The organism is Epilithonimonas hispanica (genome assembly GCF_003385395.1).
Taxonomy (GTDB): domain Bacteria; phylum Bacteroidota; class Bacteroidia; order Flavobacteriales; family Weeksellaceae; genus Epilithonimonas; species Epilithonimonas hispanica.
Map to the genome: position 1 here is coordinate 14,443 of NZ_QNUG01000032.1, position 25,384 is coordinate 39,826.

Sequence of the window (25,384 nt, forward strand, 5' to 3'; positions counted from 1 at the left end):
TCTTAAGACAATATCATTGTTTTAAAATTGTCACTCTTAGGTTCTTGAAAAGTTTATAATAAAAACGACAAAGAAGTCTTAAAATTTGGTATTAAGTTTGATTCCCAGAACTCAAGTACAAAATTTTATGAAGAATTATATTGCAGTAGGAATTGCTGCTTTAGGATTTATTATTGCTGCAGCTCTGCTTGGAAATGCTGTGAAAAACAGAAACAAATCAGAAAATACAGTTTCTGTAACAGGACTAGGTTCTAAAACCTTTACTTCCGATTTAATTTCTTGGTCGGGAAGTTTTTCCAAAAATAGTTTTGAGCTAAAAGCTGCTTACGATGCTCTGGCGGTTGACAGACAAGTTATTTCTCAGTACCTGAAATCTAAAGGTGTGAAGGAAAACGAAATGGTTTTCTCAGCGGTGGATATTCAAAAACAATTCAGGAATTATACAGATTCTAATGGGAATTACCAGCAAGGAGAATTCGCAGGTTATAATTTAACTCAGAATGTTTCCATCAAATCAAAAGAAGTCGCAAAGATTGAAAATATCTCCAGAAATATCACAGAAATCATCAACCGCGGCATTGAATTTACTTCTTCATCACCTCAATATTTCTACACAAAATTGTCTGATGTAAAACAAGAAATGATTGCTAATGCAACCAAAGATGCAAAAGAACGTGCGGAAAAAATTGCTGATAATGCAGGAAGTAGCCTTGGGAATCTGAAAAAAGCTACAATGGGAGTGATTCAGATTACAGCGCCTAATTCAAACGAAGATTACTCTTACGGCGGAACTTACAACACAACTTCCAAAGAAAAAGAAGCGAGTATTACAATAAAGCTCGAATACGAAGTAGATTAACAATAAAGGAGCAAATATCTGCTCCTTTATTGTTTTGTCTTACTGTCAAAAACTAATGTTACTGGTCCATCATTAATTAATGAAACTTTCATGTCTGCTCCGAAGATTCCACTTTCGGTTTTCAAACCAGATTTTTTCATTTCTTCTTTAAAATATTCAAATAATGGAATGGCTTTGTCTGGTCTTGCAGCTTTTATATAAGAAGGACGATTGCCTTTTTTGTAATCAGAAATCAACGTGAATTGACTGATACAAAGAATTTCGCCATTAATGTCTTTAACGGAATGGTTCATTTTTCCATCTTCATCAGAAAAAACTCTTACATCAAGAATTTTCTTGACAAGCCAATCTGCATCTGTGTTTTCATCATTTTCATCAACACCAATTAAAAGCATTAATCCTTTCTCGATTTTACCGACAACTTCATTATCAACTTTTACATTGGCTTCGGAGACGCGCTGTAGTACAACTTTCATGTTTAATTTATAAATTTAGATTCTAAGTTAATTGTAAATTGAAAGAATGTTACTGTTGGAATCAAAACTATAAGCATAAGTTTTTGGTGATACATTAGCTACGGCAGTTGGTTGTCCTGTTATAAGTATCCATTCTGCATTGTCCTTTGGGCAATATACAGATGTACCGTTTTTAACTTCCAATGTTGTGTCTGTGTCTGGGCAGATATGGGGAGCGTTTCGGTCATAAATTTTGAAACCGTTGGTAACTCTCACAACAATTAATCCGCGTGTTCCAGAGCCAATCTGGTCTTCATAAATCCATCCACCAACGTTTTGTAATTTGTAATATGTGCCTAAATTCAAATTGAGCTGAGCAGATATAGTGGCATTTGGAAAACAACTCACCGTTTCGTTTCTTTCACTGCAAGAGCTGCTGAGAGTTAATAAGCTGAAAGACAATAGAAATGTAGAAGTGGATATGATTTTTTTAATTTTCATTTCAAAATAAATTATATATTTGTAAACTCAATTCGAGACAAAATAGTATCCGGCAAAGGTCGGATTATTTTTTTATATCAACGACAAATTTTATTGTTATGAACTATGTAACCAAAGAGGGTTTGGACAAAATGAAGTCCGAACTGGAACTACTAGAAACTATAGAAAGACCAAAAATAACTCAACAGATTGCTGAGGCAAGAGACAAAGGAGATTTGTCTGAAAATGCGGAATATGATGCGGCGAAAGAAGCTCAAGGTATGTTGGAAATGAGAATCTCAAAATTAAAAGATGTTATTTCTACTTCAAAAATCATTGATGTGGCTCAATTGGATCTTAGTAAAGTTTCTATTCTTACAACTGTGAGGTTGAAAAATAACGCAACAAAAGTTGAGCAGAAATTCACTTTAGTTCCTGATAATGAAAGTGATATCAAGACTGGGAAAATTTCTATTAACACACCTATTGCTAAAGGTTTGTTAGGTAAAGTAGTTGGTGAGACTGCTGATATTGTCCTTCCAAATGGGAATAAACTTTCTTTTGAAGTTTTAGAAATTTCTTTGTAAAAAAGTTTGTATTGGTTTGATAATTGCTAAAAACTGAAAACGAATTAATTTTAATATTATGAGCAGTATTTTTTCTAAAATCATCAATGGAGAAATTGATAGTTATAAAATTGCTGAAGACGAGAAGCATATTGCTTTTCTGGATGCAATGCCTCTGGTAAAAGGACATACTTTGGTTGTGCCAAAAAAAGAGATAGATCTTATTTTTGATTTGGATTCCGAAGATTATAAAGATCTTTGGGCTTTTACACAAGATATTGCTAAGCAGATAAAAAAAGCTGTTCCTTGCAAAAGAGTTGGTGTTGCGGTCGTCGGTTTAGAAGTTCCACATGCGCATATCCATCTTGTTCCGCTTAATAATATTGATGATCTTAATTTTAAAAACGTTAGGCTAATTTTCACACCAGAAGAATACAAAGAAATTCAAAAATCGATAATCAATGCATAAAAGAAGTTTCTAACTTCTTTTTTTTAATTAATAGAATTCAAATTATAATATGAATCCAAATCAATGTTCATTTTGTGGAAGAAAAAAGAATGAAGTTCAAATTCTGATTTCTGGTCAAAATGGCTTTATATGTGAAAACTGTATAGAACAGGCTCATGCGATTGTAAAAGACAGCGCAACTACTAACTCCGAAAATACAATGGCATCATCTCTTGAAGAATTAAAGAAACCAAGAGAAATCAAAGCTTTTCTTGATGAGTATGTCATTGGGCAAGATCAAGCAAAAAAACAATTGTCCATCGCTGTTTATAATCATTACAAAAGATTACTCCATGCCAAAAATGAAAATCGTGAAGTAGAGATAGAAAAGTCCAATATCATCATGATTGGTGAGACCGGAACAGGAAAAACTTTGTTGGCAAAAACAATTGCAAAACAGTTGAACGTTCCTTTTTGTATCGTAGATGCTACAATTCTTACAGAGGCAGGTTATGTTGGGGAAGATGTAGAAAGTATTCTTTCCAGATTGCTGATGGTTGCAGATTATGATGTTGAAAAAGCAGAAAGAGGAATAGTTTTTATAGATGAAATTGATAAAATTGCAAGAAAGTCTGATAATCCAAGTATTACAAGAGATGTTTCTGGCGAGGGTGTTCAGCAAGGGCTTTTGAAGCTTTTGGAAGGGAGTATTGTAAATGTTCCGCCTCAAGGTGGTCGTAAGCATCCAGATCAAAAATATATCCAAGTCAACACTCAGAATATTCTTTTCATTGCTGGTGGTGCTTTTGATGGGATGACGGAGATTATCGAGAGAAGATTGAACAAGCAAGCAATTGGTTTCTCTAAAGATAAATTGGAAAAAACTGATGATGAAGATTATATCCTAAGTCAAATCAATGCGATCGATTTGAAGAGTTTTGGTCTGATACCTGAGCTTTTGGGAAGATTTCCGATCATTACTTATCTGGAAAAACTTACAAAAGATGTTCTGGTAAGGATTATGAAAGAACCAAAGAACTCTATTGTAAATCAGTTTACAGAGCTTTTCAAAATGGATGATGTGAAATTAGAATTTACAGATAAAGCCATAGAGGAAATTGTAGAAGATACGATGAATAAAGGTCTTGGTGCAAGAGGGCTAAGAGGTACAACAGAAAAAATACTGGAAGATTATATGTTTAATATTGACAATGAGACCAATGTGAAAATTGAAACTATATTAAGAGATTTTTAATTTTTAACAGTCATCTTATTAATTGTCAAAAATTTAATATCTTTGTAGAATAAAAACACACAAAAAATAACACGATGATAAAAAAAGTATTTATTGCTAAATTACTATTGTTCTACTGTGTAGGATTTTCCCAAAATAAAAATATATTAACCTATGTTGGTGGCTCTGCGCTTGTTACTGTCCAGAGTAATACAATAGTTTATAATGGTGGCGGTTTTCAAACAGCAAATACTGCTGTAGTGAATAATTCTGGAAACATTATGATTAATGGTACTTCAGCAGATGGATTGAAAATTGATGCAGGATCTACGTTCAAAATGGTAGCTTCTACATCTGCTCCAGCAACAGATTATGGGCAACTGTATATCACAGGAATTCTTCAGGATGATATTTCAGGAAAAGTTAGTAAAGAATATACTTCTGAATTTCTAAATGGTAATACCACAGAAAATACAGGAAGACAGCAAATAGGATTACCTTTTTATAATTTTACTATAGCAGAATTAGAAAGTATTTTTGGAGCTGGTAAACTTAATGTAACCAATACTACAAATAATTCTTCAGGGCGTTTTAACGTTGCTTCTGCTTTTTGGTGGAATAATGCAAGAGCTCGTTTTGACCAAATTGCATATGGCGGAACAGCTTACGATGCTGCGGGTAGCCCTAATGCTGCTTTTATTAGGCCTACAACTTACTATATCTTACCTAGAAGAACCGCTGCAAGCACAGCTGCTTTTTGGGTTCCAAACGGTGAAATTAAAACATTTGTAGGTACACCTGTGTCTGATCAACTTACGACTAATGTTGAAGTTGATTTATCGGGAGGATACACAGGAAGTTTTGGTACAAATGGTAACGGTTCAAATTATTTTGGCGAAAAATATTATAGTTACATAGACGATCCTTTTGCTTCTAAAGAACCAAATTGGGATGATACTGGTTATGCTCGTAACCTATATCAAATGTCAAATCCTTTTTTAACTAATTTGGATTTAAAATATATAGCGCAAAATGAAGCAGGTAATCTAAGTGATGGCAATAATATAACGGATCTTGTTGGTGTAGCATATTATACTTCTGGAAATGTTTCTTGGGCTATCAGAACAGGTTCTACGTATTCTACAGCGCTTATGGTGACGTTATCAGCGGGGTATTTCCAAGCTGGAGATACGCGTGCTACTGTCATTAGACCACTGGGCGCATTTATGGTGAAATTAAGTTCTAATACTGCTCAAACTATAAACTTCAATGGAACACGTAGATTCAAATATTCCTCAAGAGCTAGTGGAGTTCCGAATGGCGTAAGTGCAGCCAGATCTTCTTCCGAAAATGGAGATGAAAATGGAAGTACTGATGATATCCCAGCAGACAAAATTGTTAAACAGGTCGCAGTTGTAATGTATGATCAAGAAGGAGATGAGTTAGATAGAACATACTACGCTGTTTCCCCTTCAGCAATTACGGGTAAAAATGAGTTAGCAAATCTTCAAGCCTACAGTGCTGAAAAAAAGATATATACTAGAGAAGAGCAGGTAGATGGTGGATTAGATGTTAATTATGGAGATAATTTATATATCAATGAGGCTAATGAAATAGATTTCAAATCAAAACAAATTCCTCTTTATATAGATTATTCGGATGAGCCATATCAATTGAAATTCGAAGTTTATGAGAAAGGAGACAGAGTGGAAGATGGGTTGTCTAATGGGAATAGTTTTTATTTTAAAAATCCTCAAGGTCAATTTATTAAAATTGTAGATGGAGCAAGTATTTCAATGAATGGTAGCCATGCAAATTTAGGATTATACTATGGAGAGCCAGTTGGAAGTGGGACTTTAGGAGTAGATAACTTCAGTAACTCTCAAACTATTATAGCAAAGAAAGACGCAAACTGGGTTGTTAGATTTGCGAAAAATTGGAAAAATGCCAATGTTGAAGTTTATTCCGCAGCAGGACAGCTTCTTCATTCTAAATCGCAAATTTCAACTGGTTCTGATTATTCTATCCCTTTGGGCTCTCAAATAAAAAGTACTTTTCTTGTAAAAGCTACTTCAGAAAAAGGAGAAGTTATTATCAGAAAAATTATTAATTATTAGAACACACAAAACCTACACATGATGACTAAAATACCAAAAAAAACTTACACTTTCTTATTAGTGTTAATAAGTGTATTGAGTTTTGCTCAATCTGTTCCAACTCCGCCAGATTCACCAGAATCTGGAGATATTGGAGCTTATCCAGCATCTCCGATAGACGCATATACTTTTGTTCTTTTTTTTATAGCAATTATGATGATTGTTTATTTTGCTCTAAAATCAAGAAAAAGTATTATAGAATAAATTATATTTTTTTAATATTTTAAAAACTCACTTTTTAGTGGGTTTTTTTTATTTTTACTCAATGAAAAAATTATTATTAGCGAGTTCTTTTATACTGTCTACTTATTCATTTGCGCAATTTAATGTAAAAGTAGATATTCCAACATATCTAGCAGATTCCGAAGTTTATTTATACGGTTTCAATGGTTCTAAAGAAATATTATATTCTAAAGCGAAAATCTCCAACAATGTAGCTCTATTCAAGGTTGATAAACAATATGTTGGTATGATGAGAGCTTTTTTTAAAAAGTCCAATTCATCAGTTAATATGGTTTCTGAGAACAAGGATGTTAATTTGAAAATTGAACTTGATTCAAAAAATAAAATATCCAATGTTGTTTTTCAAGATCCGGTTAATCAACTCTTTAGTAACGAGGTTGAATTTCAGAAAAAGCAAGAATTGATTCTCCCAGCTCTCATTCAAATAAAAGATTACTATAGGCCATCAGAAAGTTTTTATAAATCTTTGGAAACAGAAATTAATGCACTTTCCAATAAAGATCAGGCTGCCTATGAAAATCATCCCTTTCTAGAATATTTTAATAAAAACCAAAAATATTCTAACCAAGAAAAAATTGCTGAGCTAAAAGCTGAAGATTTTATCAATTTTTATTCAAAATCTGGCGAATATCTGGAAACTTCTTCAATCCTGAAGCCTTCTTTGATTAATTTTCTAAATGTTTCAAAAGCTAATGTCGAAGGCAATGTTGATAAGCTTCTTGAAGCAGTTAATCTAGAAACACCTAGAGGGCAAACTATTTTGTCAGAATTGATTGAGATTTTCAATACATATGGGATGGATAAATTGAAAGATAAATATCTTACAGAGGCCAATAATTTGAAATGTACAATCAATGACAGATTAGCATCTACCATAAAGGCGAATAAGAATACCGAAATAGGTGCAAAAATGCCGAATATCAATTTTGTAAACGCAATCCATACAAAAGCTAAATCGCTTTACGATATCAACGCGTCAAAGAAAATCGTTGTTTTCTGGTCATCAACTTGTTCACACTGCGAGGCGGAATTGCCTAAGCTTTTAGAAAAATATGATAACTTGAAATCTCAGAACATCGAGATAGTAGGTTTTTCTTTGGATAATAGCTTAGAAGACTTTAAAGCTAAAGCAAATCTGTATCCTTGGATTAATGATTCTGAAGGAAAAGGTTGGTATAGTTCTTACGGAGATATTTATAATATTGTTGCGACTCCTACTTACTTTATCTTAGGTTCTGATAATAAGATTATTAGCAAACCAAATCATGTTGCAGATGTTTTAGATTATTTAAAAGTTAATTAAAAGTTTGTGGGATTGCAAATTATCCTTATATTTGCACCACAAAAATGGCGAGGTAGCTCAGTTGGTTAGAGCGCAGGATTCATAACCCTGAGGTCACGGGTTCAATTCCCGTCTTCGCTACTAGAAACTCTTTTCTTTTAAATAAGAAAGGAGTTTTTTTGTTTTTAGGGATGTGTGTTAATTATTGCTTCTTTATGAAGCACTTAATCAAAAAAAATGTTTTTAGTAAAGATTTGATTATTAGATTAATTAAAAATAAATTAAATTATTTCTTTAAAAACATTTGGTGGTTATATTTGGGTGTTGTATTTTTGCAGGGCTTTTGAGACAATCACTCAGGAGCAATAAATTTTTTTTCATCATTTGTGTTTTTAGAATCGTACCTAGTACGATTCTTTTTTTGTTTCGTATATCAACAAAAGATTAATGAAATAGGAGTAAGTGATTTTTCCATCTTGTTGATTTGATTTCAAGAATAGGTCATTAGTCATGCCAAAGAAATCACTTATAACCCCTTCATTCTTCTCGTAGAAATCTAACTCATACTTTCTATCTCGTTGCATTTTTTCAGAATATTGAGAAATTGATTTTAGAACAAAATCTTTATTATTAATATTCTTTGACAAAGCTCTCAATAGGCTTTTTAAAACATAAAGTTGGCTACTGTATTGTAGATCTATATTGTTGGAATTTTTAGCGCACAAATAGGCGATAAAGCTAGCTTCTTGCTCTTTGGCATAACCTAACTGATGCGACATCTCGTGAGCTAGCGTGAATGGGATGTTTGTGGGAGGTAGATGTGGGTTGAATTGTGATTCTGCTGTGAAAGGATTATAATAACCTAAGATTCCTGTGTAATTCATAAATCCATTATAGAGACTAGATTTTACGGATAGAATTTCGAGTGATTTTTTTTCATTGATGTAACCTGGTAAGTGCTTTTGTTGAGAAAGTATTTCGTATTCTAAATTTTGAATATTATTAATTCTAAAGACCCCATTTTTATCTTCAGAAACTTTCTCTCTTGTGTCTTTGCAAAGTTCAAGATATTTGATTGTTAAATTTTTCAAATTACTATTATTAATCTTGACTTCTTTATTTGAAAGCTTTTTGATAATCAATGGTTGGAAATAAAGCATTCCCCAAAAGCATTGATAGATAAAATAAGTGACGTTGATTAAAATTAAGACTCGTTTTAAGGTTAGACTATTTTTTTTCCGTATCAAATTGATTATTGAAACAATTAAAAAAAGTAAAACGATTGTATAAATTGCGTCTCCAACTGAAAATCCAAGCCCGGAAAATAATTGAACGTGAAACTTCTTTTTCCATTCAAACAGATTTGAAAAGAAATTGATAACGAATTCAATTTTCGATAGGATATAAAACAATAAAAATTGGGCAACCAGAATGATTGCCCAAAGTTTATTTTTGATAAAGATATTTTTATTAGTGTCCACCTCCTGAGATTTTTTCTTTGTCAAGACTAATACCTTGTTTTTTTAAAATTTGAGTAACTCTTATAGCATAAAATGCAAGATAAGCAAAACAAATTACTCCTACAATATAGCTTGCGTGGATAGAAGTAAGGTCTGCAATGTAACCTTGTAGCCAGCTGATGATACCTCCTCCCATAATCATCATAACTAAGAAGCTACTTCCTTCATTGGTATGTTTTCCTAAACCGCTAACTGCTAAAGCAAAAATACAAGGCCATAGTGTACTGCAAAACAATCCAACACTTGTAAAAGCGTAAACAGATACCATGCCTTCGCTAAGCATTCCAATCAACAAAGCTAATATGGCTGTCAAAGAAAATATAAGTAGCATTTTTGCTGGGTTTCCTTTGCTTAGGACATCAGCTACAATCATTACAAGAATTAATATTGGATAGATGTAAAAAGGTCTTAGATCGTGTTGCGCGATGGCGTTCACCAATAAGAAAACTCCGAAAGCTAAATAAGGAGCTAAAAATCTTAATATTTTTTTTATTCCACCTGAGATGTCAAATGCATCAACAGCACCAGTCCATCTACCAATCATCATACTTGCCCAATATAGAGAGACATATGGAGCGATGTCTTTTGTTGCAAAACCAAGAGATTTTTCCATATATGCAGGTAGATTACTAGCTGTAGAAACCTCTACACCTACATATACAAATATTGCTAGCATTCCCAAAACCAGCTGAGGGTATTTGAGAGCAGATGTTCTATGTTCGCCTGGCGTTGCATCATCGGTATCTTCTTTTACGATCGATGTTACTTGGGGCAACTTCGAAAATTTGATTAGTAAAGCAACTAGCACAAGTGCAATTGCTAAAATAATATAAGGTGTTTTTACACTTTCTATATTAGCTTCCACTCCCGCTGTAGATGCGGCACCAAAAATTGCAAAAGATACAATCAGAGGACCTACAGTTGTTCCAAAATTATTGATTCCCCCAGCTAATGTTAATCTTTGAGCACCAGTTTGTTTTGGTCCTAAAGCTATAGCTAAAGGATTAGCAACAATTTGAAGTAAAGAAAATCCTAATCCAATAACAAAAAGTCCAGTAATCATCAAAAGAAATGATTTGTTGTTAGCAGCGGGAATAAAAAGTAATGCTCCAATTGCAGAGATTAATAAACCATAGATAAGTCCATTTTTGTATCCTATTTTGTTGATAAGATCTTGTCTCAATCTTTTAGAAACAATCATATAAATGATTGAGCCAACTGTATAAGCAATATAAAATGCTACAGAAACCAATTGGCTTTGACTTTGAGTTAGGTGGAAGGCTTCTTTGAAAACTGGAATCAAGATATCATTACTTGCAGCAACAAAGCCCCAGAAGAAGAAAACTGTAACAAGTGGAATAAACTGTGCCCAATTGGTTTTTTGTGTCTCCATTATTTAATTTTTTATTGTTAATGTTAGGTTAATATATCAAAGCAAATGTAAGTAAAAAGTCTTATTTGGATAATAATTATTTTAATTCCTCAATTAGGGACAATTGGATTTCTTCAAATGCTTTTTCTTTGAGTTCTTTTTGTGTAGTATCTGGTGTTAAGATATCATTGAAGAAAACTTTAACAACTCCAGGATATCCTTTTTTATTATCAAATGGGAACATTTCTTTCAAACCTCGGAATGTAAATACTGCAATCGGAAATTGATGTTTGGTTGCTAATATAAAAGCACCATCTTTGAATTGGTCCAGAATTACGTTTGTATCATCTGGAACACCACCTTCAGGAAAAATGACAACACTTTGTCCTTGTTGCATTCTTTCGGCGCATCTTCTGTAAACATCGGCGCGACTTCTCGCACTTTTTCTGTCTACCATCACGCAAACTCTTTTATAAACTGTCCCGAAAATCGGAATCTTTTCAATCTCTTTTTTTCCAACATAGCAAAGCGGATGATTGGGGAAAAGAATACAAGGCAACATCACATCCATTATAGAAGTGTGATTGGAAATGATTACGTAAGGTTGGTTTTTATCAATTTTTTTATCGGTCTTAATGAACATTTTATATCGGAAACCCATTCCATAAAACATTCCCATTGCCCAAAGGCGGATAAAGAAGTAACAATATTTATAATGTTCTTTTCGAAAGGATAAAATATAAACAGGAAGAAAGAAAATTAATGTAAGAACAATTCCTAAAATCACCATCCAAAATCGCCAAAGATAAACGAGAAAAACCTTCATTAATATTCTATTTAGTTCAAAAATAAGTTTTTATCCGTTAAAAATCACTTTTTTCTTTACAGAATAATTAAGGAGAGAAACAATCACGATAGAAGTTATTTTACTCATCATCTCCTGAGAAAGAACATAGAAGCCTAAATCAACCGCATTTCTGAAAACAAAATGATAAAGAATCTGAAACAAGAACAAACTGATAAAAGTTGAAACGACAGAGACTGAAATAAAATAGGCGAATTCTTTCCTCTTAGAATGTTTCCCTCTTTCGAACACAAACCAGATGCTCAGAAAATAATTGGTGATAATTCCGCAACTTGTAGAGAGAATATTACTAAACGGATATTTAATTCCTGAGAGATTATACTCCCAAGAATAGATTTTTGGAAGATAAATACTCAGTGTTTTAAAACTGCCGATTTCTACAATTGCACTTAGTCCACCAGCGATGATGAAGAGCAATACTTGTTTATGACGAAGAATTAGTTGTTTCATTTCGTTTGCAAATTTATACGATTTGTTAAATGTTTTAAAATAATAGTTAAATAATTTTTTCATATCAAAAATATTTTTACTTTTATTAAGTGTTAATAGTTTTTGCGATTTGTCTGAAAGATTAATTATTAAATAGTTAATAAATTGTGAAAACTTTAATATCAATCGATGATGATATCTTGTCCTGACTAAAATTGTTTGGTCGGGAAATTTTTTCATCTCTTGTCCAATCACCCCAATTATAAAATAATTAATGAAAAATGAAAAATTCTAGCAGACCTTACAGAAAATTTCTGCCTCAGCAAAAAAAGATTGAGGAGTTGGAAAAAACTAGCTCACGTTTCAAAAGAATCTATTCAGAATATGAATTGATGTCCGATGAACTTTGGAATCTCGAAAGCAGCGATTCTACAGAAAGCATTCCCGATGACTTTATCAATGCTATCAAACTACAGACTTCTTACTTAGAAGATGAGATTCAGGATTGGCTGATAGAAGACAAACAATCATAAAATCTCATCCATTCTCTCCAAAAAAATATTATTTTAGCATTCTAAATAATATATTATATGATTGCCATTGTTGACGGCGGTTCTACCAAATGCGATTGGGTTATTCTGGAAAACGACGGTACAGAAGTTCTGAAAACCGAAACCGTTGGATTCAATCCGAATATTATAAAACCAGAACTGATTACAATTGAAATAGAAAAAAATCAAGCACTTACCAAGTTCAAAGACTATCTGGAAAACATCTTTTTCTACGGCTCAGGTTGCGGAACTCCCGAAAACAAGCTAATTGTAGAAAGAGAGATTCAGAAAGTTTTCAACACAGCACAGATTCGAGTAAAAGAAGACCTTTTGGCTGCTGCTTATGCTGCTTACAGAGGCGTTCCGGCTATTGTCTGTATTCTCGGAACAGGTTCCAATGCTTGCTATTTCGATGGCGAAAATGTCAAAACAGAATTGCCTTCTTTAGGGTTTTTGATTGGCGACGAAGGAAGTGGAAGTGCATTGGGGAAGCAGCTGGTTCGTCACTATTTTATGAAGAAATTACCGCCCGATTTGCATCAGCAATTTACTGAGATTTATCAGCTGAACATAGACGATTTGCTCAAAAATATGTATCACAATCCAAGAGCAAATGCATATATGGCAGATTTTACAAAGTTCATTGTGGACAGGAAAACACATCCATATTTTCAGAATTTTATTTACAAAGAACTCAAGAATTTCCTTGAGTTTCAGGTAATGCCATACGAAGAATGCCGAGAAAGTGAAATCAATTTTATTGGTTCAATTGCCTATTTTTTTGAGGATTCTTTAAGAGCTGCAGCATCAGATTTTCACTTCAAAATCGGGACAGTTGTTCAGCGTCCTATAGAAAGTCTGGTGAATTATCATCGTGACTATATCATTCCAAAGCTTTAACTTTGCAGAAGTATTTGGGCGTATCCCATTGTTTTTGCTTATAAAACTAAGTCATTAAAAGAACTTTTCAGCAAGCAAAAACAAGCGGGTCGGTCTTCGGGCAGTCGCTCTCCGCCTCTGGCGAGGAGCTCCAACAATGCCCTGCGCCCTTACGCAATAAAGAATAAAAACCCGTGAGTCTTTATATATAAGGGGTCACAACAAAAAGTAAATTCAACAATGTCAAAAAATTCAAGAGACCAAAACGCTTTTGATAAAGCTGCTTTAGATTACCACCGTCAGGAACCGAAAGGTAAAATCGAAGTTATTCCTTCCAAACCACATTCTTCACAAAGAGATTTGTCTTTGGCCTATTCACCAGGTGTCGCTGTGCCTTGTATGGCAATCCACGATGATCCGAAAAGTGTGTACGAATATACTTCAAAAGGAAACTTGGTAGCTGTTATTTCCAACGGGACGGCAGTTTTAGGATTAGGAGATATCGGCCCAGAAGCTTCGAAACCGGTAATGGAAGGGAAGGGTTTACTTTTTAAAATCTTTGCAGGAATCAATGTTTTCGATATCGAGATTAATGAAAAAGACCCTGACAAATTCATCGAAACTGTAAAAGCAATTGCGCCAACTTTCGGAGGAATCAACTTGGAAGATATCAAAGCACCGGAAGCTTTCTACATAGAACAAAGACTGAAAGAGGAATTGGATATCCCGTTGATGCACGATGACCAGCACGGAACTGCGATTATCTCTGCTGCCGCTTTGATTAACTGTATGGAAATTACAGGAAAGAAAATCGAGGAAGTGAAAATGGTCATCAATGGAGCAGGAGCAGCAGCAATTGCTTGTGCAAAACTATACATTTCGCTTGGCCTTAATCCTAAAAATATCTTGATGTGTGACAGCAAAGGTGTCATCAATCATAAAAGAGAAAACCTAACTCCAGAGAAATTAGACTTTATTGCTCAAACAGATATTGAGACGTTGGAAGATGCTATGAAAGGTTCTGATGTTTTCGTTGGTTTGTCAAAAGGAAATGTGGTGTCGCCGGAGATGTTGCTTTCCATGGCTAGTAATCCAATTGTTTTTGCGTTGGCAAATCCAGACCCGGAAATCAGTTATGATTTAGCACTCGCTACAAGAGAAGACGTGATAATGGCAACCGGAAGAAGTGATTATCCTAATCAGGTGAATAACGTTCTTGGTTTTCCATACATCTTTAGAGGAGCATTGGATGTTCAAGCAAGAGGAATTAATGAGGCGATGAAGTTGGCAGCGGTTCATGCTTTGGCAGAAATTGCAAAAGAGCCTGTTCCGGAAATGGTAAAGTTGGCTTACAATGTTAGAGATATCAGCTTTGGAAAAGACTATTTCATTCCGAAACCTTTTGATAATAGATTGATTACAAAAGTTTCTATCGCGGTTGCAAAAGCTGCTATGGAAAGTGGGATTGCTGGAAAAGCGATTGAGGATTTTGAAGAATACGAGAACCAGCTTCTTGACAGAATGGGAAGAGATGAAAAACTCGTGAGAATGATGCAAAACCGTGCAAAAGCAAACCCGAAAAGAGTAACGCTTGGAAATGGTGAAGAATATAACATTCTGAAAGCTGCTCAAATTCTACAAGAAGAAGGAATTGCTTATCCTAGTTTATTAGGAAATAAAGAGTTGATTCAACAAAAAATGGAAGAATTTGGAATTACATTGGATATTCCAATCATCGACCCGAATGATATTGAGCAAAAAGAAACTCGAAAAAAATATAGAAAAACCCTTTGGGAAAAACGCAACAGAAAAGGTATTAATGAGTACAAAGCAAAACGTTATGTAAGACAACGTGATTATTTTGGGCCACTAATGTTGAAGCACGGCGATACAGATGCTTTGATTGTTGGTTTCTCAAAAAGTTATGCATCTATTCTAAAACCAGTTTTAGAAATCATTGATAAAAAGCCGGGTGTTAACAAAGTAGCGGCAATGATGATGATTTTGACAGAAAAGAAACCACTGTTCTTTGCAGATACTTCTATTAATAAAAATCCTTCAGCAGAAGATTTGGTAGAAATCGCAAGAATGGCAGAATATACTGTGAAGTCTTTTGCTATAGAACCAAGAGTTGCAATGTTAGGATTTGAGAATTTCTCGGCAAAAGCAGATACTTCCAAAAAAGTGGCTGCTGCTGTGAAAATCCTTCACGAGAAATATCCGAAAATGATTGTGGATGGGGAGATTCAGCCGGACTTTGCGCTTAATGCAGATCATTTGGCAGATTATCCTTTCTCAAAATTAGGAACCAATCCAGCTAATGTTTTGGTTTTTCCAAATCTTGAAAGTGCAAACCTTTCTTACAAAATCATCAGAGGAATGAAAGCGGCTCAAACTATCGGGCCAATCTTGATGGGGTTAGATCAGCCAGTTCATGTTTTACAAATGAGGTCTAGTGTAGATGAAATTGTAAATCTTGCAACAATTGCTGTGTTAGATGCACAGACAAAAGAGGAAAAATAGATTTTTATTTAAAAATATTCAGCAAAAGCCATTTTAAGAGATTAAGATGGCTTTTGTTTTTAACTTAATTTAATATCTTCGCAAAACCCTAATTTTGATTTAATGATTTATTCTTTAAGAGGTCTGGTTCAGGAGCTGACACCAACGTATGTAGTTGTGGAAGTTGGCGGAATTGGATACTATCTAAGTGTTAGCTTACAAACTTCCCAAAATTTGAACCTTAATTCTGAAGTTTTTCTATATGTCCAACAGATTATTCGCGAAGATGCGCACTTGCTTTTTGGTTTTTTTACCAAGGAGGAAAAAGAGATGTTCAATCTGTTAATAAGTGTTAATGGTGTTGGGCCGGTTTCGGCATTGATATTACTATCTTCACTCAGCTTGTCGGATGCTGCCAATGCAATACTTTCTGGGAACAGCGGTGTTATTCAAAAAGTGAAAGGAATAGGGGCTAAAACAGCGGAAAGAATCATTATTGATCTACGAGATAAGGTTGGTAGATTCAGTGTTTCGGAAGAAAAACTTTCTCATTTTGTAGACAATAAAATCAAGAATGAGGCGTTATCTGCTTTAGAAGTTTTAGGGATTTCTAAGAAAGTAAGTGAGAAGATTGCAGATAGAATTTTGAAACAAAATCCAAACGCTTCTGTAGAAGAATTAGTGAAAGAGATTTTAAAAAACATTTAACAATTGATGATAATCCGTCATCAATTTCTTAAAAAAAATATAAGTGAAGAAAAATATTTACCTTTATAAATTAACCCTTCTTTTTTTAGTTTTTGTTGGTTTTACAAACGTTTTTGCTCAAGAAAAACCATCCGATAGTTTGATTAGCGTAAGGACTGATTTTAGTCTGGCAGATCCTATCAGATATGAGGCATATTACGATATTGAGGCAGCAATGTATTACCTTTATCCAAAGGTTGGGAACACTGTTGTAGGCGCTCCCATTGCAATGACGTTTGAAGAATACAAAAACTACACCATGCAGAATAATCTTCGTTCTTATTACGAAGAAAAATCTCTTTTGAATGATCTTGGACGTAGAAAAGATCAGACCGATGCCAAGAAAAAAGGATTAATTCCATCTGTTACTATTAAAAACAAAATGTTCGAAAACATATTTGGAAGTAACAAAATCGAGTTGATTCCACAAGGTTTTGCTTCTTTTGATTTAGGCGTTTTATCTCAGAAAATAGACAATCCAATGATTCTTCCGCAGAACAGAAAAAGTTTTGCAATCAATATCCAACAAAGGATTCAATTAGGAATTACCGGTAAAGTAGGAGAAAATCTCCAGTTGAAAGCCAACTACGATACCCAAAGTGGTTTTGCTTTTGAAAACCGTATGAATATGGTTTGGCAAGCGAAAGGAACTTGGAAAGATCTTATGAACAAAGGTCTTAATGAAAAAGGACAAGATCCGGAAGATAAAATCATCAAAAGGGTAGAAGTGGGTAACATCAGTATGCCGTTATCTACAAGTTTGATCCGAGGATCACAGTCATTATTCGGTCTTAAAACAGAATTCCAGTTGGGTAAAACAACAGGAACTCTCGTATTTTCCCAGCAACAAGGTGAAGCTAAAACAATTGTTGCACAAGGAGGAGGAACAATGAGTACCTTCAAAATAAACGCTATTGATTATGAAGATAATCAGCACTACTTTTTAGGGCATTACTTCTTAGATAATTATAATACGGCATTAGAAAACTATCCATTGATTAATTCCAGAATTAACATTACGAGGATGGAAGTTTATGTTTTGGATCAAGGTGGTGCTAATCTTGAGAGTCAGAAACCTATTGTTGGGATTAGAGATTTGGGAGAAGCTCAAGGTGTTACCCCAAGCAATACAAATAATGGTTTGTATAACCAGATTTCTGCTACTCTTGGTAGTACTAGAGATGTTACTGCTGCAAATAATACCTTGGCTGGAAGATCTTTCCCTAACTCTCAAGGAACACCTGAACCTTATGTTTCCGGTGAGCAGTTTATTACTAATGTTAAAGCAAGAAGACTTACAACATCAGAGTATAAATTCAATTCGCAATTAGGATATATTTCATTAAATCAAAGGCTTAATGATAACCAGTTCTTGGCAGTATCGTATTCATATACTATCAATGGATCTAGTACGGTTTATAAAGTAGGAGAATTCTCTGAAGAAAATCCGGCGCTAATTACGAAACTATTAAAATCGAATTCCAAGAATACGACAACATCACCAATGTGGGATTTGATGATGAAGAATATCTATTCTCTTAATACAAGTCAGATCCAAGCGCAAGACTTCTTGTTGAATGTTTATTACAAAGATCAAAACTCTGGTGGGAAAGTGAATTATCTTCCAGGAGCAACATATAATAACGGAACACCTGCTGATAGCAATTTATTAAGATTATTCAACTGGGATCGATTGAATGTTAATGGAGATTCACAAAATAATGCTGATGGAACCAAAGGTGATGGTGTATTCGATTTTGTTAATGGAATCACTGTAGATGCAGAAAATGGGAAATTAATATTTACAAAATCAAAACCTTTCGTTGATTATTTAAGTGGCATTATTGCTAATCCAGAACCTGATAAATCCCGTTTCTTAATCAAAGATCTTTATACAAAATTTAAAGCAAGTCTTCCTCAAGAGCAACGTTATACAATAGAAGGACGCTACAAGGGTACTCAAGGTCAAGGGATTTCTCTTGGCGCTATCAACGTTCCGCAAGGTTCTGTGAAAGTTACTGCCAATGGAGCTCAATTGGTAGAAGGTGTAGATTATACAGTTGATTATATGCTGGGAACAGTTAATATCATCAATGAAACTGTAAAACAATCCGGGCAAGCAATCAATATTTCATTAGAAAACCAATTGACATTTAATACTCAGAGAAAGAGTTTCTGGGGACTTAATTTGGAGAGGAAATTCAATGAGCATTTGACGGTTGGAGCAACTGTTGTCAATTATTCCGAAAGACCATTGACTCAAAAAGTTAACTTTGGTCAGGAAGCTGTTAGTAACACAATGGCTGGTTTCAATATTATGTATAATAATGAGCTACCATTCTTAACAAGATTGACAGATAAAATACCATTTGTAAATACAGAAGCGCCATCCAATCTTAATTTTAAGGCCGAAGGTGCATACCTAATTCCTGGACAAAGTAAAGGGATTAATGATCAATCTTATATTGATGACTTTGAGCAGACGACTTCCAAAATTTCTTTAAAAGAACCAGCAACTTGGAGCTTAGCTTCTCGTCCAGAGAATAATAAAAACGATCCTGCAGTTTTTCCACAAACTGTTAATAATGATGATCTTAGAAGTGGAAATGGTAGAGGACTTTTATCTTGGTACACGATTGATCCTAGATTCTATGGTGTTGGGGGAAATGCGCCAAATGGAATCAATGCTGCAACACTTTCCAATTTTGCATCAAGAAGAGTGCAAATGAGAGAGCTTTATAACAACAGAGATTATGTTGCGGGAGAGCAAACGCTTCTTAATACTTTTGATATAACTTACTATCCTCAGGAAAGAGGTCCATACAACGTTAATCCAAATACTGAGTTAACATCCCAAAGATGGGCAGGACTTATGAGACCAATTTCTGTAACCAACTTCATCACATCCAACATCGATTATGTTGAGTTCTGGTTGCAAGATCCACACGCTGATGGAAATACTTTGGGAAGTGATCCAAAACTATTACTACAATTAGGAAACGTTTCCGAAGATGTACTGAAAGATGGTAAACTTCAATATGAAAATGGACTACCTACAGCAAGTACAGTTACTAATACATCTAGTACAAATTGGGGAAATCAGCCAAGTCAATTCCCGATTCTTTATGCTTTCTCAACAGAAGGTGATGAGAGAGCTCAGCAGGATCTTGGGTATGATGGTCTTAATGGAACACAGGAACAGGAAAAATTCGGAGTTAGCTTTGTGAATCCAGTTACCAATGAGTTAGATCCAGCTTCTGATAACTTTGTGTTTTATATGTCAGATCAGTTTCAGGGAGATCTAGCTTCATCTTTGACAGAGCGTTATAAATATTTCCGAGGCCCAGAAGGGAACTCTGCTGCTAATACTTTGGAGGTAGCAACGCAAACCCCAGATGCGGAAGATGTGAACAGAGATTATAATCTGGATCAGACAGAAAACTATAACCAATATACAATTGATCTTTCGCCTGCAAGTATGGTTTTGGGTCAGAACAAGATTGTAGATGTAAAAGAAGTAGATGTTACATTTGAGAACGGACAATCCAAAAAAGTAAAATGGTATCTATTCAGAGTACCAGTAGCAAATTATGATGATAATACAATGGTAGAAGGTTCAGACGAATCTGTTCTATATAATGTAAGATTTGCAAGACTATTAATGAAAGGTTTTGATCAGACATCTACACTTAGATTTGGATCTTTGGATCTTGTAAGATCAGATTGGAGAAAATATACTAAAAATTTAACAGCAATCGGTACGGTAGATGAAGGAAATATAGATCAAGATAATTCTAATTTCGATATTGGGAGTGTTAATCTTGAGGAAAATGCATTAGGAACTCCTCCATATGTTTTGCCTCCAGGAATTGACAGACAAGTATTGAGCGGAAATGCTGGTGCACAAAGACAAAACGAATCTTCATTATATATGAAGGCGACAGGACTTACAACTTCCAAAGGTGTTTTCAAAAATACTAGCTTGGATATGCGTCGTTACAAAAAGTTACAATTGTTTGTACACGCAGAAGACTTGAATAATCCAAATGTTGTAAATCCAGATAAAGATGCAAAATTCTTTATCCGTTTTGGAACCGATGCGACAGACAATTATTACGAATATGAAGCAGCACTTAATTATACTGCTAAAAATGCAACATCGCAATTAGATATTTGGCCAACAGATAACAATGTAGATCTTGAGGTTGAAAATTTTGTCAATGGGAAATTGAAAAGAGATGAATTACTAAGGGCAAATACTGCTGATATTGCTATTGATAAAAGATATTTATATCAAGATTATGGTGACGATAATAAAAAAATCTATATAAAAGGGCGACCTAGTATTGGAAACATTACGACAATTATGATTGGTGTGCGTAATGAGGTTGAAGCAATGAAAGGAAATAAAAAAGCCTCTGCAAAAGATCTAATACTTTGGGTAAACGAAATCCGTCTATCAGAAATCGAGAATAAAGGTGGATATGCAGGTAATGCAAGTCTTAACTTCAACTTGGGAGATTTTGCAATGGTGAATGCGAATGCTTCTTATGCTTCGGTAGGATTTGGAGCGATAGATCAGAAACCATCAGAGAGATCTCAGGATGACAACTCTGCTTTCAGTATCAATACAACTGTTAATGTAGATAAGTTCTTACCAGAAAAAGTAGGAATGAAAATTCCGTTGAACTATTCTTATACACAGACAATGACCAATCCAAAGTACAATCCTTTGGATAATGATGTAGAACTTTCCAAAGCTCCAAATCAGGACGAGCTGAAAAAAGTCGTGAGTACATACACACAACAAAGAAGCATCGGTGTTGTGAATATGAGAAAAGAGAGAATGAATCCGGATAAAAAACCGAAATTCTATGATGTAGAAAACCTTAGTGTAACAGCCATTTATAATGATGATTTCTACCGTGATGTTTACACAAAACGTAACTACAAGCAATATCTGAAAGGTTATGTAGAGTATAACTATACTTTCAAACCGTATGTTTTGAAACCGTTTAACAAAATGGTTAGCGATACTGCTAAGTCTTATAAATATCTGAGATGGATCAAAGAATTTAATTTCAATCCAGTTCCGACAAGATTATCTTTCAGAACCATCTTGGACAGAAATTATAATGAATTGGAGTATAGAAATGTGGATGCCTTACTTTCCGGTAATGGAGGTTCGGATTTCGAAACAATCAGAAACAGAAACTTCTTCTTCGGATGGCAGTATAGTTTAGGATTTAATTTTACTAAGTCTTTGAAATTGGAAATCAATTCTGAAACAAAAACTTTGAATGATCAAGTGGATGTGAACTCTATGAACAATCGTTCGATCTTTGGAAATCCTTTCCGAGCTGGTCGTCCAGTATTGTACAACCACAGAGCGCAGTTGAACTATAGATTACCGTTTGAATATTTCCCATATTTGGATTTCATCAATGCAGAACTTAGTTATCAGTTCCAATACAACTGGAATGCAAGATCTACAGCTTCGAGATTAGAGACCGAAAATCTAGGAAACCTTTCTCAGAATACCAATGCAATAGTTGCAACATCTACGGTTGATATCCCAAGGTTCTTTGGTAAGTTTAATTATTTCAAGAAGATTTCTGAAACAATGCAGAAACGTCGCCAGGAGATAGATTCTCTTAATAATGTTTATAATACAGCATATACTAAGAAGAATAGCAGATTCAAATTCAAGAGTTATAAATTCAAGAATAAATTGAAGCCACTTCAGGCTGTAGCTTATGCGTTGACATCTTTCAAACAATTGGACTTTAATTATAATGAAAGTAATGGAACCGTCTTGCCAGGTTTATTATCTGCACCTAACTTCTATGGCTATGGACAGACACTTGGTGGTCCAACCATTGGGTTCTTGCTCGGTTCTCAATCTGATATCAGAAGAACAGTAATAGAAAACGGTTGGGTTTCCAACTCTGAGCTCATGAGTGATGCTTATTCTGAGCTTAATAGTAGAACACTTACGGGTAATTTGCAGGTGATGCCAGCGAATGACCTTAGAATAGATTTCAATGTATTGCAAACTTACAGTAGAAATTATGTTCAGGGTGGTTATAATGTTTACCGAGTGAATGAGCTGGAAGACTACCGTGGTTACAGAGATGCTTTTGGAACGGAGCTTATTACTTATTCCAACACCGCTTGGTCCTTTAATACGGCTTTCAAAGATGGAGCAGCACTTTATCAGTCCATCAAAGATAATGCATTGGCAATTTCTCAGCAGTATGTTGGAGTAAGAGATAGAGAAGGCTACACAGCGGGTTATTCAATTAGTAATTCTTATGTGTTAATTCCAGCATTCAGAGCAGCGATAGAAGGCAAGTCTCCAAAACAAATGAGTAATCCTACCAGAGCAAAAGCACCTCTGCCAAACTGGAAAGTAGTTTATTCTGGACTTAGAAATCTACCAATTATCAACAGCAAGTTCTCTAAGTTTGATGTACTACATTCTTATGTTTCTACATTCACAATGTCGGGGGTTCAGTCTAGTATAGATTATTACAACAGAGATTTGACAAATTCGGAAACCGCTTATGACTCCAATGGAAATTTGTATAATCCATATACATTCTCGCAAGTTGGTTATACAGAATCATTCTATCCATTAATTGGTTTTGATGTAACGATGAGGAATAATATGCAGTTCCGTTTCAATTATAACAGAGATAGAACTTACATTTTAGGATTAGTAAATACGACACTAACAGAGGAAGCAGGAAATGAATTTGTAGTTGGTTACGGCTACATCTTGAAAGATCTTAAGATTCGTCTTAATTATCAAGGTACCGCTAGAAATATCAAAAGTGACCTTAATATGAGATTAGATCTATCAATGAGAGACAGCAAAACGACGATTACAAATATCTTGATAGATGATTCTCAAGTGACAGGAGGTCAAAAGATTTTTAGCTTAAAATTATCCGCGGATTATAATATGTCTCAAAATCTAAACCTGAAATTCTTCTACGATCAGATGATGACCAAATATAAGATTTCAACAGCTTTCCCATTGTCCACAACCAGAGCTGGTATTACAGCAACGTTGACATTTGGAGGATCAGGAACCAATTAATAAAGATTAAAAACAATTTAATCTAGTACCAAAAAAGAGTAAGCAATTTTGTTTACTCTTTTTTTTATAATTTATTTTCATTCTATTGTTATATCTTAATTATATAATTAAATTTGCCTAAATCTAATTAAAAGAAATGAACACACCATCAGAACTAAAGTACACCAAAGATCACGAGTGGATTAAAGTAGAAGGCGACACTGCAACAATCGGGATTACAGATTATGCCCAAGGAGAATTGGGAGATATCGTTTTCGTAGATGTAGATACAGTGGATGAAGATCTTAACGAAGGCGACGTTTTTGGAAGCGTGGAAGCAGTGAAAACAGTTTCCGATCTTTTCCTTCCTATTGCTGGAACAGTTTTAGAACTGAACGCAGATTTAGAAGATCAACCAGAATTGTTGAATACAGATCCTTATGGAAAAGGCTGGATCATCAAACTGAAGATTTCTGACACTGCCGATTTTGAAAAATTATTATCAGCAGAGCAATATCAAGAAGTTGTTGGATAATCTAATTAAAAAATATAGTAAGATCACATTGCCCATTTATTGGGCATTTCTTACTTATATGCTATTACGTCCGGGCATAGAAAATAAAGAATATTCCTTTATGTTCAAACATATAGACAAGGTGATTCACTTTTCTATATTCTTTCTTCTTGGATTTCTCTTTCGTGTTCGTTTTCCCAAAACCACACTTTTATACTTTTTCCTAATTCTCATTTCCTACGCATTACTTACCGAGATTCTCCAAGACGTAATGAAGTTGGGAAGATCACTAGAAGTTTTAGACGCTGTTGCAGATACTTTAGGTTTATCACTTTCATTCTATATATATAACAGGTATGAAAAATTCCAAAACCGAATCTAAAATTATTATCATCCAGAAAAAAAATCTGTACAATCTACTCAAATCTGCGAGAAACTAAGTACTGAATATTTAATTTACCAATTTTAAAACTTAGGGCAACTGCCAAAAAAGCCATTTCTTTCCCAAAGCTATTTTTTGTCACCGGGCTATCCGCTCATATCTTTTACTTTTTGGCATAGATTATCGTTCTTCCTTAATATTACCATTCAGCAACCAATCATTTTTACACACCAAATCGAAGAAAAAGTAAAAGGATAACCGCTACTATCCCTGTCGCAAATCCTATCAAATGTAGATTTGTCAATAGCTATTAGCTATTTAACATAATGTGGATAACTTTAACGTATTGTGTATCTGTTTGTTTTACAGAGTATTAATTAATTTAGTTTTAAACAATTGTAAACTCATTGTTAATTCCATTTGCAAGTACAGCTTTTTCTACCCTATATTTGCAGAACCAAAACGAGAGAATTGGTAGCGCAGAAGACCATATTGATAAAGATTAAATTTTAATAAATTTATCTTCTAGGTTAAAGTTTAATTATCTTTGCAACCCCAAACGAGAGTTAGGGGAGCGCAGATAAGGTTAAGCAAACGTAATCAAAACAATTTTCGAGTAACGAAAAAAAACTTTAAAAAAGTTTTGGTAGTTTGGGTAAAACTTTATACTTTTGCACTCGCAAATCAGGGACAAGATGACAGATAAAAGATTCCTGATGATGCGAACAGAACAAAGTTCATTGACATAACAATATAACAACCAAGTAAGGAAAAAAAACCAAAGCGTCAATTTTAAATTGAGTTTGAGTATAAGGA

Annotated in this window: 20 protein-coding genes and 1 tRNA gene; 15 read left to right on the forward strand and 6 right to left on the reverse strand. The window is 34.3% G+C overall.

Going from position 1 to position 25,384, the window contains the following annotated elements:
• The first annotated feature begins 127 nt into the window (after nt 1–127).
• On the forward strand, nt 128–859 hold the full coding sequence (locus DRF58_RS13535) for an SIMPL domain-containing protein (RefSeq protein WP_116036231.1): 732 nt from the start codon (nt 128–130) through the stop codon (nt 857–859).
• A gap of 26 nt (nt 860–885) precedes the next feature.
• Here DRF58_RS13535 and dtd read toward each other — a convergent pair whose 3' ends face one another.
• Nucleotides 886–1,335 carry a D-aminoacyl-tRNA deacylase gene (gene dtd, locus DRF58_RS13540; RefSeq protein ID WP_116036233.1) on the reverse strand — a complete coding sequence of 150 codons (450 nt, stop codon included), beginning with the start codon at nt 1,333–1,335 and terminating at the stop codon, nt 886–888.
• 27 nt (nt 1,336–1,362) lie between these two features.
• Nucleotides 1,363–1,815: a hypothetical protein gene (locus DRF58_RS13545; RefSeq protein ID WP_116036234.1), complete on the reverse strand. Its 453-nt coding sequence runs from the start codon at nt 1,813–1,815 to the stop codon at nt 1,363–1,365.
• Between the two features lie 98 nt (nt 1,816–1,913).
• Between DRF58_RS13545 and greA the strand changes: the two genes are divergently transcribed.
• The 7 genes from greA to DRF58_RS13580 all read left to right on the forward strand — a co-directional run bounded on the left by greA (nt 1,914) and on the right by DRF58_RS13580 (nt 7,864).
• Nucleotides 1,914–2,381 carry a transcription elongation factor GreA gene (gene greA, locus DRF58_RS13550; protein WP_116036236.1) on the forward strand — a complete coding sequence of 156 codons (468 nt, stop codon included), beginning with the start codon at nt 1,914–1,916 and terminating at the stop codon, nt 2,379–2,381.
• 58 nt (nt 2,382–2,439) lie between these two features.
• Nucleotides 2,440–2,829, forward strand: coding sequence for an HIT family protein (locus tag DRF58_RS13555; protein WP_116036237.1), 390 nt, complete (start codon nt 2,440–2,442; stop codon nt 2,827–2,829).
• Between the two features lie 49 nt (nt 2,830–2,878).
• Complete coding sequence (gene clpX, locus DRF58_RS13560; RefSeq protein ID WP_116036239.1) at nt 2,879–4,063, forward strand: ATP-dependent Clp protease ATP-binding subunit ClpX; 1,185 nt, start codon at nt 2,879–2,881, stop codon at nt 4,061–4,063.
• A gap of 74 nt (nt 4,064–4,137) precedes the next feature.
• Nucleotides 4,138–6,159 (forward strand): hypothetical protein, encoded by a 2,022-nt coding sequence (locus DRF58_RS13565; protein WP_116036241.1) that lies wholly within the window; start codon nt 4,138–4,140, stop codon nt 6,157–6,159.
• Nucleotides 6,160–6,177: 18 nt separating this feature from the next.
• Nucleotides 6,178–6,402, forward strand: coding sequence for a hypothetical protein (locus DRF58_RS13570; protein ID WP_123902414.1), 225 nt, complete (start codon nt 6,178–6,180; stop codon nt 6,400–6,402).
• Nucleotides 6,403–6,463: 61 nt separating this feature from the next.
• On the forward strand, nt 6,464–7,744 hold the full coding sequence (locus DRF58_RS13575) for a peroxiredoxin family protein (RefSeq protein ID WP_116036244.1): 1,281 nt from the start codon (nt 6,464–6,466) through the stop codon (nt 7,742–7,744).
• 46 nt (nt 7,745–7,790) lie between these two features.
• A tRNA-Met gene (locus DRF58_RS13580) sits at nt 7,791–7,864 on the forward strand.
• A gap of 263 nt (nt 7,865–8,127) precedes the next feature.
• Here DRF58_RS13580 and DRF58_RS13585 read toward each other — a convergent pair.
• The 4 genes from DRF58_RS13585 to DRF58_RS13600 form a co-directional block, all read right to left on the reverse strand.
• The gene (locus tag DRF58_RS13585) at nt 8,128–9,204 is read right to left on the reverse strand and encodes a DUF3810 domain-containing protein (RefSeq protein ID WP_116036260.1); all 1,077 of its coding nucleotides are present in this window, start codon (nt 9,202–9,204) and stop codon (nt 8,128–8,130) included.
• Entirely contained in the window at nt 9,194–10,636 is a 1,443-nt protein-coding gene (locus DRF58_RS13590; protein WP_116036246.1) for a sugar MFS transporter, read from the reverse strand. The genes DRF58_RS13585 and DRF58_RS13590 overlap by 11 nt, the downstream gene beginning before the upstream one ends.
• Nucleotides 10,637–10,712: 76 nt before the next feature.
• The gene (locus tag DRF58_RS13595; protein ID WP_116036247.1) at nt 10,713–11,441 is read right to left on the reverse strand and encodes a lysophospholipid acyltransferase family protein; all 729 of its coding nucleotides are present in this window, start codon (nt 11,439–11,441) and stop codon (nt 10,713–10,715) included.
• Between the two features lie 30 nt (nt 11,442–11,471).
• Nucleotides 11,472–11,930: a GtrA family protein gene (locus DRF58_RS13600; protein WP_116036262.1), complete on the reverse strand. Its 459-nt coding sequence runs from the start codon at nt 11,928–11,930 to the stop codon at nt 11,472–11,474.
• Nucleotides 11,931–12,190: 260 nt separating this feature from the next.
• Between DRF58_RS13600 and DRF58_RS13605 the strand changes: the two genes are divergently transcribed.
• The 7 genes from DRF58_RS13605 to DRF58_RS13635 all read left to right on the forward strand — a co-directional run bounded on the left by DRF58_RS13605 (nt 12,191) and on the right by DRF58_RS13635 (nt 24,568).
• Nucleotides 12,191–12,442: a hypothetical protein gene (locus DRF58_RS13605; RefSeq protein WP_116036248.1), complete on the forward strand. Its 252-nt coding sequence runs from the start codon at nt 12,191–12,193 to the stop codon at nt 12,440–12,442.
• A gap of 57 nt (nt 12,443–12,499) precedes the next feature.
• Nucleotides 12,500–13,360, forward strand: a complete 861-nt coding sequence (locus tag DRF58_RS13610; protein ID WP_116036250.1) for a BadF/BadG/BcrA/BcrD ATPase family protein — start codon at nt 12,500–12,502, stop codon at nt 13,358–13,360.
• 219 nt (nt 13,361–13,579) lie between these two features.
• Nucleotides 13,580–15,862: an NADP-dependent malic enzyme gene (locus DRF58_RS13615; protein WP_116036252.1), complete on the forward strand. Its 2,283-nt coding sequence runs from the start codon at nt 13,580–13,582 to the stop codon at nt 15,860–15,862.
• Between the two features lie 102 nt (nt 15,863–15,964).
• The gene (gene ruvA / locus DRF58_RS13620) at nt 15,965–16,549 is read left to right on the forward strand and encodes a Holliday junction branch migration protein RuvA (RefSeq protein ID WP_116036253.1); all 585 of its coding nucleotides are present in this window, start codon (nt 15,965–15,967) and stop codon (nt 16,547–16,549) included.
• A 43-nt stretch (nt 16,550–16,592) separates the two neighbouring features.
• The gene (gene sov, locus DRF58_RS13625) at nt 16,593–23,693 is read left to right on the forward strand and encodes a T9SS outer membrane translocon Sov/SprA (RefSeq protein ID WP_116036255.1); all 7,101 of its coding nucleotides are present in this window, start codon (nt 16,593–16,595) and stop codon (nt 23,691–23,693) included.
• Nucleotides 23,694–23,829: 136 nt separating this feature from the next.
• Nucleotides 23,830–24,207 (forward strand): glycine cleavage system protein GcvH, encoded by a 378-nt coding sequence (gene gcvH / locus DRF58_RS13630; RefSeq protein ID WP_116036257.1) that lies wholly within the window; start codon nt 23,830–23,832, stop codon nt 24,205–24,207.
• 58 nt (nt 24,208–24,265) lie between these two features.
• Nucleotides 24,266–24,568 (forward strand): VanZ family protein, encoded by a 303-nt coding sequence (locus tag DRF58_RS13635; protein WP_317124868.1) that lies wholly within the window; start codon nt 24,266–24,268, stop codon nt 24,566–24,568.
• Nucleotides 24,569–25,384: the final 816 nt, after the last annotated feature.

Coding starts and splice junctions, on each gene's coding strand:
- DRF58_RS13535 (WP_116036231.1), top strand. CDS start 128: ATGAAGAATTATATTGCAGTAGGAATTGCTGCTTTAGGATTTATTATT.
- dtd (WP_116036233.1), bottom strand. CDS start 1,335: ATGAAAGTTGTACTACAGCGCGTCTCCGAAGCCAATGTAAAAGTTGAT.
- DRF58_RS13545 (WP_116036234.1), bottom strand. CDS start 1,815: ATGAAAATTAAAAAAATCATATCCACTTCTACATTTCTATTGTCTTTC.
- greA (WP_116036236.1), top strand. CDS start 1,914: ATGAACTATGTAACCAAAGAGGGTTTGGACAAAATGAAGTCCGAACTG.
- DRF58_RS13555 (WP_116036237.1), top strand. CDS start 2,440: ATGAGCAGTATTTTTTCTAAAATCATCAATGGAGAAATTGATAGTTAT.
- clpX (WP_116036239.1), top strand. CDS start 2,879: ATGAATCCAAATCAATGTTCATTTTGTGGAAGAAAAAAGAATGAAGTT.
- DRF58_RS13565 (WP_116036241.1), top strand. CDS start 4,138: ATGATAAAAAAAGTATTTATTGCTAAATTACTATTGTTCTACTGTGTA.
- DRF58_RS13570 (WP_123902414.1), top strand. CDS start 6,178: ATGATGACTAAAATACCAAAAAAAACTTACACTTTCTTATTAGTGTTA.
- DRF58_RS13575 (WP_116036244.1), top strand. CDS start 6,464: ATGAAAAAATTATTATTAGCGAGTTCTTTTATACTGTCTACTTATTCA.
- DRF58_RS13590 (WP_116036246.1), bottom strand. CDS start 10,636: ATGGAGACACAAAAAACCAATTGGGCACAGTTTATTCCACTTGTTACA.
- DRF58_RS13595 (WP_116036247.1), bottom strand. CDS start 11,441: ATGAAGGTTTTTCTCGTTTATCTTTGGCGATTTTGGATGGTGATTTTA.
- DRF58_RS13600 (WP_116036262.1), bottom strand. CDS start 11,930: ATGAAACAACTAATTCTTCGTCATAAACAAGTATTGCTCTTCATCATC.
- DRF58_RS13605 (WP_116036248.1), top strand. CDS start 12,191: ATGAAAAATTCTAGCAGACCTTACAGAAAATTTCTGCCTCAGCAAAAA.
- DRF58_RS13610 (WP_116036250.1), top strand. CDS start 12,500: ATGATTGCCATTGTTGACGGCGGTTCTACCAAATGCGATTGGGTTATT.
- DRF58_RS13615 (WP_116036252.1), top strand. CDS start 13,580: ATGTCAAAAAATTCAAGAGACCAAAACGCTTTTGATAAAGCTGCTTTA.
- ruvA (WP_116036253.1), top strand. CDS start 15,965: ATGATTTATTCTTTAAGAGGTCTGGTTCAGGAGCTGACACCAACGTAT.
- gcvH (WP_116036257.1), top strand. CDS start 23,830: ATGAACACACCATCAGAACTAAAGTACACCAAAGATCACGAGTGGATT.
- DRF58_RS13635 (WP_317124868.1), top strand. CDS start 24,266: ATGCTATTACGTCCGGGCATAGAAAATAAAGAATATTCCTTTATGTTC.